Origin of the sequence: Candidatus Methylobacter oryzae, assembly GCF_003994235.2 — a bacterium.
GTDB classification, from domain to species: domain Bacteria; phylum Pseudomonadota; class Gammaproteobacteria; order Methylococcales; family Methylomonadaceae; genus Methylobacter_A; species Methylobacter_A oryzae.
Window position 1 is genome coordinate 95,287 of record NZ_RYFG02000009.1, and the last position, 13,356, is coordinate 108,642.

The 13,356-nt window shown below is 51.9% G+C and carries 11 protein-coding genes; all 11 read left to right on the forward strand.

The features are described from left to right. The first annotated feature begins 88 nt into the window (after positions 1–88). The gene (locus tag EKO24_RS01420; RefSeq protein ID WP_127027361.1) at positions 89–2,773 is read left to right on the forward strand and encodes a nitrate/nitrite transporter; all 2,685 of its coding nucleotides are present in this window, start codon (positions 89–91) and stop codon (positions 2,771–2,773) included. A 128-nt stretch (positions 2,774–2,901) separates the two neighbouring features. Continuing rightward, positions 2,902–6,639 carry a nitrate reductase subunit alpha gene (locus tag EKO24_RS01425; RefSeq protein WP_127027360.1) on the forward strand — a complete coding sequence of 1,246 codons (3,738 nt, stop codon included), beginning with the start codon at positions 2,902–2,904 and terminating at the stop codon, positions 6,637–6,639. Next, complete coding sequence (narH, locus tag EKO24_RS01430; protein ID WP_127027359.1) at positions 6,640–8,226, forward strand: nitrate reductase subunit beta; 1,587 nt, start codon at positions 6,640–6,642, stop codon at positions 8,224–8,226. 179 nt (positions 8,227–8,405) lie between these two features. Next, positions 8,406–9,110, forward strand: coding sequence for a nitrate reductase molybdenum cofactor assembly chaperone (narJ, locus tag EKO24_RS01435; RefSeq protein WP_127027358.1), 705 nt, complete (start codon positions 8,406–8,408; stop codon positions 9,108–9,110). A 12-nt stretch (positions 9,111–9,122) separates the two neighbouring features. Then, the gene (gene narI, locus EKO24_RS01440) at positions 9,123–9,800 is read left to right on the forward strand and encodes a respiratory nitrate reductase subunit gamma (protein WP_127027357.1); all 678 of its coding nucleotides are present in this window, start codon (positions 9,123–9,125) and stop codon (positions 9,798–9,800) included. Between the two features lie 596 nt (positions 9,801–10,396). Further along, positions 10,397–11,053, forward strand: a complete 657-nt coding sequence (locus tag EKO24_RS01445) for a thiopurine S-methyltransferase (RefSeq protein ID WP_127027356.1) — start codon at positions 10,397–10,399, stop codon at positions 11,051–11,053. A gap of 495 nt (positions 11,054–11,548) precedes the next feature. Beyond that, positions 11,549–12,094, forward strand: a complete 546-nt coding sequence (locus tag EKO24_RS01450) for a site-specific integrase (RefSeq protein WP_127027355.1) — start codon at positions 11,549–11,551, stop codon at positions 12,092–12,094. A gap of 39 nt (positions 12,095–12,133) precedes the next feature. Continuing rightward, positions 12,134–12,412: a type II toxin-antitoxin system RelE/ParE family toxin gene (locus tag EKO24_RS01455; protein WP_127027354.1), complete on the forward strand. Its 279-nt coding sequence runs from the start codon at positions 12,134–12,136 to the stop codon at positions 12,410–12,412. Positions 12,413–12,424: 12 nt separating this feature from the next. After that, positions 12,425–12,736 (forward strand): HigA family addiction module antitoxin, encoded by a 312-nt coding sequence (locus EKO24_RS01460; protein WP_127027353.1) that lies wholly within the window; start codon positions 12,425–12,427, stop codon positions 12,734–12,736. Positions 12,737–12,742: 6 nt separating this feature from the next. Next, a complete protein-coding gene (locus EKO24_RS01465; RefSeq protein ID WP_127027352.1) occupies positions 12,743–13,030 on the forward strand; it encodes a HigA family addiction module antitoxin in 288 nt (95 codons plus the stop codon). Beyond that, complete coding sequence (locus EKO24_RS01470) at positions 13,030–13,347, forward strand: addiction module antidote protein (protein ID WP_127027351.1); 318 nt, start codon at positions 13,030–13,032, stop codon at positions 13,345–13,347. The genes EKO24_RS01465 and EKO24_RS01470 overlap by 1 nt, the downstream gene beginning before the upstream one ends. Positions 13,348–13,356 lie beyond the last annotated feature (9 nt).

A 13,356-nucleotide genomic window follows, 5' to 3' on the forward strand; every position in this document is an offset into this window, starting at 1 on the left:
CAAGCCTGCATTCCATAGGTGCAAGATGAAGTTTTCCAGGGGATTGCTGTGAAAATTTAAATCATTTAGTGCACGAGCAAAGGTCATTATGTCTATTGTTAATAACGTCACTCCCGCCCAGCAGTCCCGGGCTCTCTGGCTAAGTACTGTCGCCTTCACCACCTGTTTTGCAGTGTGGACCATTTTTTCCATCATTGGTTTACAAATCCAGAAAGACTTGCATTTAAGCGAAACCGAATTCGGCTTGCTGGTCGGTACGCCGATACTTTCAGGTTCGTTGATCCGGCTGGTGCTGGGCATCTGGAGCGACCAGTACGGCGGCCGTATCGTTTATGCGTCGGTGATGGTAACGGCGGCTGTTGCGACCTTACTGCTGACTACCGTTGAAACCTATACGATGTTTCTGGTGACAGCCCTGGGTATCGGTGTTGCCGGCGGTTCGTTTGCGGTAGGTATCGCTTATGTGTCGCGCTGGTTTCCTAAAGAGAAACAAGGCACGGCGTTAGGCATTTTCGGCCTCGGCAACGTCGGGGCGGCAGTGACTAAATTCACCGCGCCTTTTGTGATGGTGGCGTTCGGCTGGCATGCGGTAGCGCAGATTTGGGCTTTAGGCTTGTTACTGATGGCGACGGTTTTTTGGTTTGCGACCGAAGACGAACCGACGCTTAAACAGCGGCGCGCATCGAACATCAAGCCCGACTCTTTTCTAAAGCAGCTGGAGCCGTTGAAAGATATTAGGGTCTGGCGCTTTTCGCTGTATTACTTTTGCGTGTTCGGCGCGTTTGTCGCGTTGGCGTTGTGGCTGCCCCGCTACTTAGTCGGGGCTTACGGTTTCGACGTCAAAGTCGCGGGCATGCTGGCGGCGGCTTATTCGATTTTTGCGAGCCTGTTCCGGGCCTTGGGCGGCTGGCTGTCCGACTGCTACGGCGCAAGAGTGTTGATGTATTGGACTTTCACGGTCGCGATCATTTGTACGTTTTTATTGTCCTATCCGCCTACGGACTACGTCGTTCACGGCATCAGAGGCGATATCGCTTTTAGTCTGGCGATTGGGCCGATGGGCTTTATCTTGCTGGTTGCCGTTCTGGGCCTGTTCATGTCGTTCGGCAAGGCGGCCGTGTATAAACATATCCCGGTTTACTATCCCGACAATGTCGGTGCGGTCGGCGGTGCGGTAGGCATGGTCGGCGGTCTGGGCGGATTTTTGCTGCCGCTGACTTTCGGCATGTTGAACGACTTGACCGGCATTTGGAGCAGTTGCTTCATGCTGTTGTTCGTGTTGATGGCGATTGCATTGGTTTGGATGCATTTGTCGATTGTGCGGATGGAGCGTATTGTCGTGCCCGAATTGGCCAAAGTATCGAAAGACTGGAACGGACTCAGTCATTCGGCGCCGCTGGTGTTGACCGATTGGAATCCGGAAGACCGGGATTTCTGGCAAAAAACCGGCAAGCGCATTGCGACCCGCAACTTGTGGATCAGCATTCCTGCATTACTGCTGTCTTTTGCAGTATGGATGGTCTGGAGCGTTGTCGTCATCAACCTGCCGAGCATCGGCTTTAAATACGACACCAACGAGCTGTTCTGGCTGGCGGCGTTGCCGGGCTTGTCTGGAGCGACTTTACGGATTTTCTATTCGTTCATGGTGCCGATTTTCGGCGGACGGCGTTGGACCACGCTCAGTACCGCTTCGCTGTTGCTGCCGTCGTTATGGATAGGTTTTGCGGTGCAAAATCCCGAAACGCCTTATGTGTTGATGGTGGTCTTGGCCTTGTTATGCGGTTTCGGCGGCGGCAATTTTGCGTCCAGCATGGCCAATATCAGCTTTTTTTATCCGCAGGCGCAAAAAGGCACCGCGCTGGGCTTGAATGCCGGTTTAGGCAATTTGGGCGTCAGTACCGTGCAGTTCGTCGTGCCGCTGGTTATTTCAGCAGGCGTATTCGGCGCTTTGGGCGGCGATCCGCAAACCTGGGTCAAGGCCGAAGCGACCAAATCGATCTGGCTGCAAAACGCCGGTTTCATCTGGGTGCCGTTTATCCTGGCCACCACGATTGCGGCCTGGTTCGGCATGAATGACATTGCTTCCGCTAAAGCTTCGTTCAAGGAACAATCGGTCATTTTCAAGCGTAAACATACGTGGCTGATGTGCTGGCTTTATACCGGCACTTTCGGCTCGTTTATCGGTTATGCGGCCGGCTTGCCGATGTTGATCAAAATCCTGTTCCCGGAAGTCAATCCGACCGACTACGCGTTTTTGGGGCCGTTGGTCGGCGCGTTGATCAGGCCGGTCGGCGGCTGGCTGGCGGATAAGCTGGGAGGAGCCACGGTGACGCTGTGGAATTTCGTGATCATGGTCTGCGCGGTGTTCGGCGTGTTGCATTTTATGCCGTCGGCCGGTAATGCCGGCGATTTTTCGGGTTTTCTGGCGATGTTCATGCTGCTGTTTATCACGACCGGCATCGGCAACGGTTCAACGTTCCGGATGATTCCGGTGATCTTTATGACCGAGCGTTTGTGCGCGGCAAAAGGGCAGGGCGAGGAAGCCATCGCGCAAGCCAAGAAAGACGCAGCAAAAGAAGCGGCGGCGGTGCTGGGTTTTAGCTCTGCGATTGCGGCGTACGGCGCATTCTTTATTCCGAAGAGTTACGGTACGGCAATTAGTTTTACCGGTTCTCCCGATGCGGCATTGTATTGTTTCATCACTTTTTATCTGGTTTGCATCGGTATTACGTGGTGGTGTTATGCGCGTAAAACGGCGGCTATGCCTTGTTGATGTCTAATAATGGAACACGGACGACACGGATTTAACTGATTTACACGGATAAAAAATCCGTTTAATCCGTCCAATCCGCGTCATCCGTGTTCTATTTTTTCTAGAGCAAAATAATTTAGGTAAATCTTATGAGCCATTTCCTGGATCGCTTACTGTTTTTCAAGAAAAAAGTGGATACTTTTTCCGGTAATCACGGCGTCGTAACCAATGAGGACCGAAGCTGGGAAAACAGCTACCGGTCGCGTTGGCAGCACGACAAAATCGTGCGTTCCACACACGGCGTCAATTGCACCGGTTCCTGCAGTTGGAAGATCTATGTTAAAAACGGGCTGGTGACCTGGGAAACCCAGCAAACCGATTATCCCCGCACCCGGCCCGGCCTGCCGAATCACGAGCCGCGAGGCTGCTCGCGCGGCGCCAGTTATTCCTGGTATCTGTACAGCGCGAACCGCCTTAAATATCCACTGATTCGCGGACGCTTGCTGAAGTTATGGCGCGAAGCCAGGCAGACTTTGGAATCGGTCGAAGCTTGGGCGTCTATCGTCGAAAATCCCGAAAAAGCCACCGGCTATAAATCGGTGCGTGGCTTGGGCGGTTTGGTTCGCGCCGGTTGGGACGAAGTCAACGAAATCATCGCCGCAGCCAATATTTACACCGCAAAAACTTTCGGCCCGGACCGGATTATCGGCTTTTCGCCGATCCCGGCGATGTCGATGGTGTCTTACGCGGCCGGCAGTCGTTACTTGTCTCTGCTCGGCGGCGTCAGCATGAGTTTTTACGACTGGTATTGCGATTTGCCGCCGGCCTCGCCGCAAACCTGGGGCGAGCAAACCGACGTGCCGGAATCGGCGGATTGGTATAACGCCGGCTTTTTGGTGATGTGGGGATCGAACGTGCCGCAAACCCGGACTCCGGACGCCCATTTCATGACCGAAGCGCGCTATAAAGGCACCAAAGTCGTCGTGGTCAGCCCGGATTATTCGGAAGCCAGCAAATTCGCCGATTTGTGGTTGCATCCGAAACAGGGCACCGACGCCGCGCTGGCGATGGCGATCGGGCACGTGATTTTGAAAGAGTTCCATGTCGAACGGCAAATCCCCTACTTCAATCAATACGTACGCGAAAATACCGACTTGCCGTTTTTAGTTCTGCTGAAAAAGCAGGGCGGCTACTATGTGCAGGACCGCTTTTTACGGGCTTCGGATTTTTCCGGCCAACTGGACCAGGACAATAACCCCGACTGGAAAACCGTCGCGTACGACGAGATCAACGACCGGATCGTTCCGCCGTGCGGCTCCATTGGTTTCCGTTGGGGCGAAACAGGTCGTTGGAATATCGAACAAAAAACCGCCGACAACCAGGAAGTCCGTTTGCGATTGAGCTTGATCGATATCAAAGACGATGCCGCCGGCGTCGGTTTTCCGTATTTCGGCGGTTCCAAGCATCCGCATTTCATTCATTCCGTTCACGATGCGATTCAAGTGCGTAATGTGCCGGTTAAAAAAATTACCCTGGCCGACGGCAGCGAGGTTTTAGCGGCTACGGTATTCGACCTGCTGGTTGCCAATTACGGCATTGACCGCGGCTTAGGCGGCGGAAACGTTGCCGAGTCTTACGATCAAGACGTGCCGTACACGCCGGGTTGGCAGGAAAAAATCACCGGCGTTAAACAGCAAAACGTCATTGCGGTAGCGCGGGAATTTGCGCGCAATGCCGAAAAAACCCAAGGCCGCTCAATGGTCATTTTGGGTGCGGGCATCAATCACTGGTATCACATGGACATGAATTACCGCGGCATCATGAATATGCTGATGCTGTGCGGTTGTATCGGCCAGTCCGGCGGCGGCTGGGCGCATTATGTCGGCCAGGAAAAGCTGCGGCCGCAAACCGGCTGGTTGCCGCTGGCGTTCGGCCTGGACTGGAAACGTCCGCCCCGGCAGATGAACAGCACCTCGTTTTTCTATAACCACACCAGCCAGTGGCGTTATGAAAAACTGAAAGTCGATGAAATCCTATCGCCGCTGGCCAAGCCGAAAGACTGGCAGGGCAGCCTGATCGATTTTAACGTTAGGTCCGAGCGCATGGGCTGGCTGCCGTCCGCGCCGCAACTGCAAACCAATCCGTTGCAAGTGGTCCGGGATGCGGAAAAAGCCAAACAAGACCCGATCGAATATGCCGTAAAGTCTCTCAAAAGCGGCAAACTGAAAATGTCCTGCGAAGACCCGGACAACCCGCAAAATTTTCCGCGTAATATGTTTGTCTGGCGCTCCAATTTGCTGGGCTCGTCCGGCAAAGGCCATGAATATTTCCTGAAATATCTGCTGGGTACGCAGCACGGCGTGCAAGGCAAGGATTTGGGCGACAGCGGCGATAAACCTTCTGAAGTCGAATGGCACGACAAAGCCGCCGAAGGCAAGCTCGATTTGCTGGTGACTTTGGATTTCAGGATGTCCACGACCTGCCTGTATTCGGACATCATTTTGCCGACCGCGACCTGGTACGAGAAAAACGACCTGAATACGTCGGATATGCACCCGTTTATCCATCCGTTGTCGAAAGCCGTCGATCCGGCTTGGGAGTCGCGTTCGGATTGGGATATTTATAAAGGCATCGCGAAGAAATTTTCGGAGCTGACCGTAGGTTATTTAGGCGTTGAAAAAGACATCGTCGCCGTGCCGATCTTGCACGATACGCCGGCGGAATTGGCCCAGCCGCTGGACGTCAAGGACTGGAAGAAAAAGCAATGCGAGCCGGTGCCGGGCAAAACCATGCCGAATTTGGTCGTGGTCGAGCGCGATTATCCGAACGTCTATAAAATGTACACTTCGCTCGGGCCGTTGATGAGCAAGGTCGGCAATGGCGGCAAAGGCATCAGTTGGAATACCGAGGATGAAGTCAAGCAGCTCGGCGAACTGAACCGCTTGGTGACCGAGGAAGGCATCAGCAAAGGCTTGCCGCGCATTGAATCGGATATCGACGCGACCGAAGTGATCCTGATGCTGGCGCCGGAAACCAACGGCCATGTTGCGGTCAAAGCCTGGGCTGCGTTAAGCAAGGCGACCGGGCGAGATCACACCCATCTGGCGCGCTCGCGAGAAGACGACAAAATCCGTTTTCACGATGTGCAGGCGCAGCCGCGCAAAATCGTGTCGTCGCCGACCTGGAGCGGCCTCGAATCCGAGCAAGTCTGTTATAACGCCGGCTACACCAATGTCCACGAGAGGATTCCGTGGCGCACATTGACCGGCCGCCAGCAGTTTTACCAGGACCATAGCTGGATGCGGGCGTTCGGCGAGACTTTATGCGTGTACAAACCGCCGGTCGATACCCGTTCCATTGCGCCGATTCTGGGCCAAAAGCCGAATGGCAACGACGAGCTGGTGTTGAATTTCATCACCCCGCACCAGAAATGGGGCATTCACAGTACTTATTCGGACAATCTGTTGTTGCTGACTTTGTCGCGCGGCGGGCCGATTGTCTGGATGGGCGAAATCGACGCGGCGAAAATCGGCATTAAAGATAACGATTGGATCGAAGCCTACAACGTCAACGGCGCATTGGTCGCCAGGGCGGTCGTCAGTCAGCGCGTTCCTGAAGGCATGTGCATGATGTATCACGCCCAGGAGAAAATCGTCAATGCGCCGGGCTCGGAAGTGACCGGCACGCGCGGCGGCATCCATAATTCGGTGACCCGGGCGACGCTGAAACCGACGCATATGATCGGCGGCTACGCCCAGCAAAGTTACGGCTTTAATTATTACGGCACGGTCGGGTCGAACCGGGACGAGTTTGTGATTGTACGCAAAATGAATAAAGTGGATTGGCTTGATGACGAGCCTACTCAAGATGCAGAACAGGGGGCGTAAATGACTAATCAAGCCAAAAAGCCGCGTAACATCCGCGCACAAATCGGCATGGTGTTGAACCTCGATAAATGTATCGGCTGCCACACTTGTTCGGTAACCTGTAAAAACGTCTGGACCTCGCGCAAAGGCGTCGAATATGCCTGGTTTAATAATGTCGAAACCAAACCCGGCATCGGTTTTCCGCAGCAATGGGAAAACCAGCAAAAATGGAACGGCGGCTGGATACGCAAAATCAACGGCAAAATCGAGCCGCGCCAAGGCGGCAAGCGCCGGATATTACGTAACATTTTTTGCAATCCCGACCTGCCGGAAATCGACGATTATTACGAGCCGTTCGATTTCGATTACCAGCATTTACATAACGCCAAACAGTCGAAAGCTGCGCCGACCGCACGGCCTTATTCGGTGATCACCGGCGAGCGCATCGAGAAAATCGAACGCGGCCCGAACTGGGAGGAAATCCTCGGCACCGAATTTTCGTCACGTTCGCGCGACGTCAATTTCGACAGCATTCAAAAAGACATTTACGGCGAATTCGAAAACACGTTCATGATGTATTTGCCGCGCCTGTGCGAGCACTGCCTGAATCCGACTTGCGTTGCGGCTTGCCCGAGTGGTTCGATCTACAAGCGCGAGGAAGACGGCGTCGTGCTGATCGACCAGGACAAATGCCGCGGCTGGAGGATGTGTGTTTCGGCTTGCCCGTACAAGAAAATCTACTACAACTGGGAAACCGGAAAATCGGAAAAATGCACGTTCTGTTATCCGCGTATCGAAGCGGGGGAGCCTACGGTGTGCTCGGAAACCTGCGTCGGCCGTATCCGCTATTTAGGCGTGCTGTTGTACGACGCCGACCGGATCGAAGCGGCGGCCGGCTGCGAAAACGAACAGGATTTATATCAACAGCAACTGGATATTTTTCTCGATCCGTTCGACGAAGCCGTCATTGCCGAAGCCCGGGCAGCGGGTATTCCTGAATCTTGGCTGACAGCGGCTCGGCAATCGCCGGTTTATAAAATGGCGATAGACTGGAAAGTCGCGTTTCCGCTGCATCCGGAATTCCGGACTTTGCCGATGGTTTGGTACGTGCCGCCGTTATCGCCGGTGCAATCGGCGGCAGAGAGCGGGCAAATCGGCATGGACGGCGATATTCCGGATGTTCGGTCATTGCGTATTCCGGTCAAATATTTGGCCAATCTGCTGACGGCGGGCAAGGAAGAACCGGTCGTGTTAGGTCTGGAGCGGATGTTGGCGATGCGTTCTTATATGCGTAGCCTTAGTGTTGACGGCGTGATTAATGGGGATGTATTGGAACGCGTGGGTTTGACCCAACTGCAAATTGAAGAAATGTACCTCTATATGGCGATTGCCAGTTACGAAGACCGTTTTGTGATTCCGACCAGCCACCGCGAATATGCCAGCTCCACGTTCGACGCTTACGGCGAGCAGGGCGGTTGCGGTTTCAGTTTCGGCAGCGGTTGTTCTACCGGCAATAGCGGCATCAATTTGTTCGGCGGCAACAAGAAAGCGCAACGCGGTAGCGGCAGTCCGATCAAAATTCCGATTAAAGTCGAAGCGACAAAATAAAGTCGGTTTTTATGGCTTCAATTAAAAACATTTCATCACGAAGACACGAAGTTCACGAAGAACTTTTGTGCTGGTATGGAAATACAGATGTAGGCCGTAGTAAGCCGGTGTTTCCGGCAAATGTCTGCATCCGTGCAGTCGTTCGTGTCTTCGTGGTGAATCATTAATCTTCTAGACTTATGCTGACATTAAAAGTTTTATCTCTACTGCTAAGTTACCCCGAAGCGGAAATGCTTACCGCGTTGGATGAAATGGCTGCGGTCGTCGAACGGGAAAAATTGCTGCAAGAACAGCATCAACAAGCGGTATTGACGTTGATCGAATCGTTTCGAAATGCCGATTTGCTCGATCTTCAAGAGCAATATGTGGCTTTGTTCGACCGAGGGCGCTTCCTGTCGCTGCATATTTTCGAGCATGTTCACGGCGAATCGCGTGATCGCGGGCAGGCGATGGTCGATTTGCTGCAAATGTACGAAGCGCGCGGCCTTGAATTATCCTCGCATGAATTGCCGGATTACATCCCGTTATTTTTGGAGTTTCTGTCGCAGCAGCAACAAGACGAAGCGGTGGATTTATTGCGCGATGCGATGCCGGTATTGAGTTTGCTCGGTGCAAGGTTAAAAGAACGAGGCAACGATTACCATGCCGTTTTCGATGCGTTGGCCGGTTTTGCCGGCGAACCGGAAGCATTGGACGATATTCGCCTTCAAGCCGCGACCGAAGGCGAAGATCGGACCTTGACCGACATGGACCGGATTTGGGAAGAGGAAGCCGTCAGTTTCATGGGCGCCGGAAATAATTGCCAAAGCCAAGCAGCCGACGTTAGCCCGATTACAATCACGCCGCGCGATCAATTCGCCAAAGCGCAAAACCGTTCTTTATAGAAGGAGGCCATCGTGGATTACCTTAATACCTTACTATTCGGCTATTACCCTTATATCGCGATCAGCGTATTTTTGATCGGCAGCCTGGCGCGTTACGACCGCGACCAATATACCTGGCGCACCGGCTCCAGCCAGTTTTTGCGCGCCGCCGAGTTGAGGCAGGGCAGCAATTGGTTTCACGTCGGCATCCTGTTGCTGTTCGTCGGCCATTTCGTCGGCTTGTTGACGCCGCCCGATGTCTATCATACGCTGGGTTTGTCGACATCGGCCAAACAAATCCTTGCCGTCGTTGCCGGCGGTATTTTCGGAGGCGTTTGTTTAAAAGGCATTATCATTCTGGTGCGCCGGCGCCTGACCGACCCGAGGATACGCGCAACCAGCAGTAGGATGGATATTTTCATTCTGTTATTGATCGCGGTACAGCTGGTGCTGGGACTGTTGACCCTGCCTTTTTCGCTTTATCATTACGACGGCGCCAATATGCTGTTGCTGGCGGAATGGGCGCAACGCATCGTGACTTTTAAGAGCGGCGCGGCCGATCAGCTCAGCGAGATTGGTTTTATTTTCAAATTGCATTTATTCCTAGGCCAGACTTTATTTTTGGTTTTTCCGTTTAGCCGTTTGGTACATGTTTGGAGCGTTCCGGTGGGCTATATGGCACGGCCTTATCAAGTGGTCCGCAGGCGTTGAAGTTACAGGCATATCGTCTTGGACGCCCAGCACTGTAGTACTGGGCGTTTTTCTGACTCCGGTAGTTGCCATTTACCGTTTATCGAATTAGGCCTTGGGAAGGACTGCGATTGCCGGGGACTAATCCAGCGGACTAGGGAAACGAAAGAACAGCCATCTAAAACCCCTCCGAAGTAAGCCTAGTTAAGATCAAGGGGGAAATATATTGCCTTGCGGTCGTTTTTAGCGTCAAGGTGAATGGATGAAATCGGGACTCAATAAACTGGTCTGCATTCAGCTGGTCATATTTCCCGTCAACTTGCTAGTGGGTATTTTATTCTGACCTATCGTCCCGCTCATTTTGCAAGATGGAGATGAGCTTGCAGAAGAATTGTAGCCGGATTGCTTAAAGATGAGTATCGGTAAGAATACGTATGCGGCAAGCGCTACTCCGAGACACAATTCGGCCGATAATCTTTACGATACCCGACCGGCAACGGGCCATAAAATACGGTAGAATCGGCTCCAGAGCTCCGGCTTTTATCCACTACCTGCAGGCTTATGGTTTTATTGTTTGGGTACGGCGCATTAATAATCTTAAATAACAGGGGTATCGAATGCAGCATGAATTTTGGCATCAGCGCTGGCAGCAAAATCAAATCGGTTTTCATAGCGACGAAATCAATCCGCATTTACAGCAACAATGGCCAAAGTTAGGCGTCGAGCCGAATAGCCGGGTATTTGTGCCTATGTGCGGCAAGAGCAACGATATGCTGTGGCTGCTGGCGCAAGGCTATCAGACCGTAGGGGTCGAATTAAGCCCGCTGGCGGTCGAGGCGTTTTTCTCCGAGAACGGCTTGCAACCGGCGTTGAGTCGTCAAGGTGACTTCTTGATCGGCGAATGCGACGGCCTGCAAATTTTCTGCGGCGATTTCTTTGCTTTGCGGTCTGAGAATCTGGGCAAGATCGACGCCGTTTATGATCGCGCTTCGTTGGTGGCGTTGCCGCATGAAATGCGCGTTGACTATGTGTCGCATCTGTCTGCCTTGCTAACGCCGGGCGTAAAAATGCTGCTTGTGGCTTTCGATTATCCGCAGCATCAAATGCCGGGGCCGCCCTTCAGCGTGCAAGGCGAAGAAATCGAAAAGCTTTATCAGTCCTGGTGTGAGGTCGAATTGTTGGCTAACGAAGATATTCTCGAACGCGAGCCGCATTTTAAAGAACGCGGACTCAGCCAGTTATGCGAGCAGGTTTACCGGCTAACAGTTAGATAGGTCGAATGGCTGCCGGAACCCTTATGCAGCCAATGGGGGGACCGCTACTGTTGGTTTTCCCGAGCGGAAAATCAGTGCTAACGCAGATTCAACAGCCATTTTTCAAAGCGCCGATCGATTAGCGCGTGGTTTTCTTTGGAGTAATTAATATTGCGCAGCTTTTCGTATATCGGAAGGGGTATGGGGCATGCCGAAAAGACGATGGAATCTGCGCGTGAAAGGTGATTTTTCACTAAACAAAAAAGGCTTTACGGTAAAAAAACACATAACGCATTGATTTTATTGGTATTTTATTAAGTGGTTCGAGCACTGGACTCATGGATTAAAAGTCCTAAAAACTAGGTATTTATCTGTGTTGATTGTTATTTTTAAATCAGTGTTATTTTATTAAATTCAATATCTTATCTATAGTTCTCTGGTTTGTTATGTTGATTGATATTCCGCTTTATACTGTAATTTGGGTTACAAAACGGTTACAAAAATTAAGACGGCAATATGGCAAAGGTAAAACTGACAGCTGGACGAATCGAAAAATTCAAATGCGAAGAAGACAAGGCACAATCTTTCCTTTGGTGCGCTGAAGTGCCGGGGTTAGGTATAAGAGCTACACCTGACACAAAAGCCAAGCGATACATTTTCCAGTCAAAAGTTAAAGGTCAGTCAATGCGAATTACGATTGAGAAGGTTAGCGCATGGAGTATTGAAAAGGCGCAGGAGGAAGCCCGTACCGCCGCATCTGGCCGGCTGGTTGAGCCACGCAAGGCCCATAACCAAGCTTGTGCTGTCGCAGGGCTTGATATGACTCTGCACGGCCTACGCCGAAGCTTTGCAACATTAAGCGAATGGACAGAAACACCGGCCGGGATTGCGGCACAGATCCAAGACCATAAGCCGCAAGGAGTTCGGGAACAAAACTATATTCGTCGGCCGCTCGACCTGTTGCGGATGTGGCATATAAAAATTGAAGCATGGATGCTGGAGCAAGCCGGAGTTGAATTTGTGCCAGTGCAGGGCATTCAAAATTTACGAGTTGTTAAATAAATTGTTTGTAAAGCGTAAAGCATCGAGATACAATTTTTTATGATTAAGAGTTTCCGCCATAAAGGCATTCAACAATTTTTTGAAACTGGTTCAAAAGCTGGCATTCCAGCAGAACACGAGGCAAAACTGGCGAGGCAATTGATGTTGCTAAACGCCGCCAAAGCCCCACTTGAAATGGATGTTGCAGGCTGGAAACTACATCAATTAAAAGGTGAACTGGCCGAACATTGGGCCGTAAAAGTAAACGGCAATTGGCGACTCACTTTCACTTTTGAAGGTGAAGATGCAATATTGGTCGATTATCAAGACTATCATTAACAGGTGTTTTATATGACTATGTTTAATCCGCCACATCCGGGCAGTATTTTAAAAGAAGACGTTTTACCCGAGCTGGGTATTGGCGTAACAGAAGCCGCCGCACAGCTTGGCGTGTCCCGTGTTGCTTTGTCTCGCGTTATTAATGGGCGCGCGGCTATCAGTGCGGATATGGCGATTCGTCTTGAAGCTTGGATGAATGGCCCTACCGCCGAAAGTTGGGTGCGAATGCAGGCAGAATATGACCTTTGGCAAGCAAGGCAAAAACCGCGACCTAACGTTAAACCAGCTGAAATACCTCATGCTGCTAACGCCCAGCAGGAATGATTGAATATGAGCAAAATGCACAATCCAGCACACCCCGGCGAAGTATTGCGGGAATGGCTACCGGAAGGTATGACGGTAACAGGGGCGGCAAAAGAATTGCAGATTTCCCGCGTCACGCTTTCCAAGGTGCTGAACGGTAAGGCCGGAATAACGGCGGGAATGGCCTTACGCCTTTCGGCATGGCTTAGCATATCTCCCGATGTTTGGCTGGGTATGCAAACACAATGGGATTTATGGCAAGCTGAGCAGCAACCACGCCCGAATATCAGGCCACTTGATAGACAGGCCGCATAATGAATAAAGCTTCAAGATCCCACGACCAAACCGTTATCGAATTATTGCGGGAAGATCCCAGTTTTGCAGACGAATATCTATCCGCAGCATTAGATGAAGCAGACGAACAAGGAGGCCGGGAAGCTCTACTATCAGCTTTACGACACATTGCAGAAGCGCAAGGCATGACAGTTGTAGCAGAACGCGCCGGAATTAAACGAGAAACTCTTTATCGCGCCCTGTCCCCGAAAGGAAACCCCACGATTAAAACATTCCTGGCCGTAATGAGTGCGGCTGGACTGAAATTATCCGTGCATCATCGACAAGAGGCTGCTTAATAGATGACT

Excerpts from the sequence above, each read along its gene's own strand:
- EKO24_RS01470 (WP_127027351.1), top strand. The coding sequence starts at position 13,030 with ATGAATAAAGCTTCAAGATCCCACGACCAAACCGTTATCGAATTATTG.
- narJ (WP_127027358.1), top strand. The coding sequence starts at position 8,406 with ATGCTGACATTAAAAGTTTTATCTCTACTGCTAAGTTACCCCGAAGCG.
- EKO24_RS01455 (WP_127027354.1), top strand. The coding sequence starts at position 12,134 with ATGATTAAGAGTTTCCGCCATAAAGGCATTCAACAATTTTTTGAAACT.
- narH (WP_127027359.1), top strand. The coding sequence starts at position 6,640 with ATGACTAATCAAGCCAAAAAGCCGCGTAACATCCGCGCACAAATCGGC.
- EKO24_RS01445 (WP_127027356.1), top strand. The coding sequence starts at position 10,397 with ATGCAGCATGAATTTTGGCATCAGCGCTGGCAGCAAAATCAAATCGGT.
- EKO24_RS01465 (WP_127027352.1), top strand. The coding sequence starts at position 12,743 with ATGAGCAAAATGCACAATCCAGCACACCCCGGCGAAGTATTGCGGGAA.
- EKO24_RS01450 (WP_127027355.1), top strand. The coding sequence starts at position 11,549 with ATGGCAAAGGTAAAACTGACAGCTGGACGAATCGAAAAATTCAAATGC.
- EKO24_RS01420 (WP_127027361.1), top strand. The coding sequence starts at position 89 with ATGTCTATTGTTAATAACGTCACTCCCGCCCAGCAGTCCCGGGCTCTC.
- EKO24_RS01460 (WP_127027353.1), top strand. The coding sequence starts at position 12,425 with ATGACTATGTTTAATCCGCCACATCCGGGCAGTATTTTAAAAGAAGAC.
- EKO24_RS01425 (WP_127027360.1), top strand. The coding sequence starts at position 2,902 with ATGAGCCATTTCCTGGATCGCTTACTGTTTTTCAAGAAAAAAGTGGAT.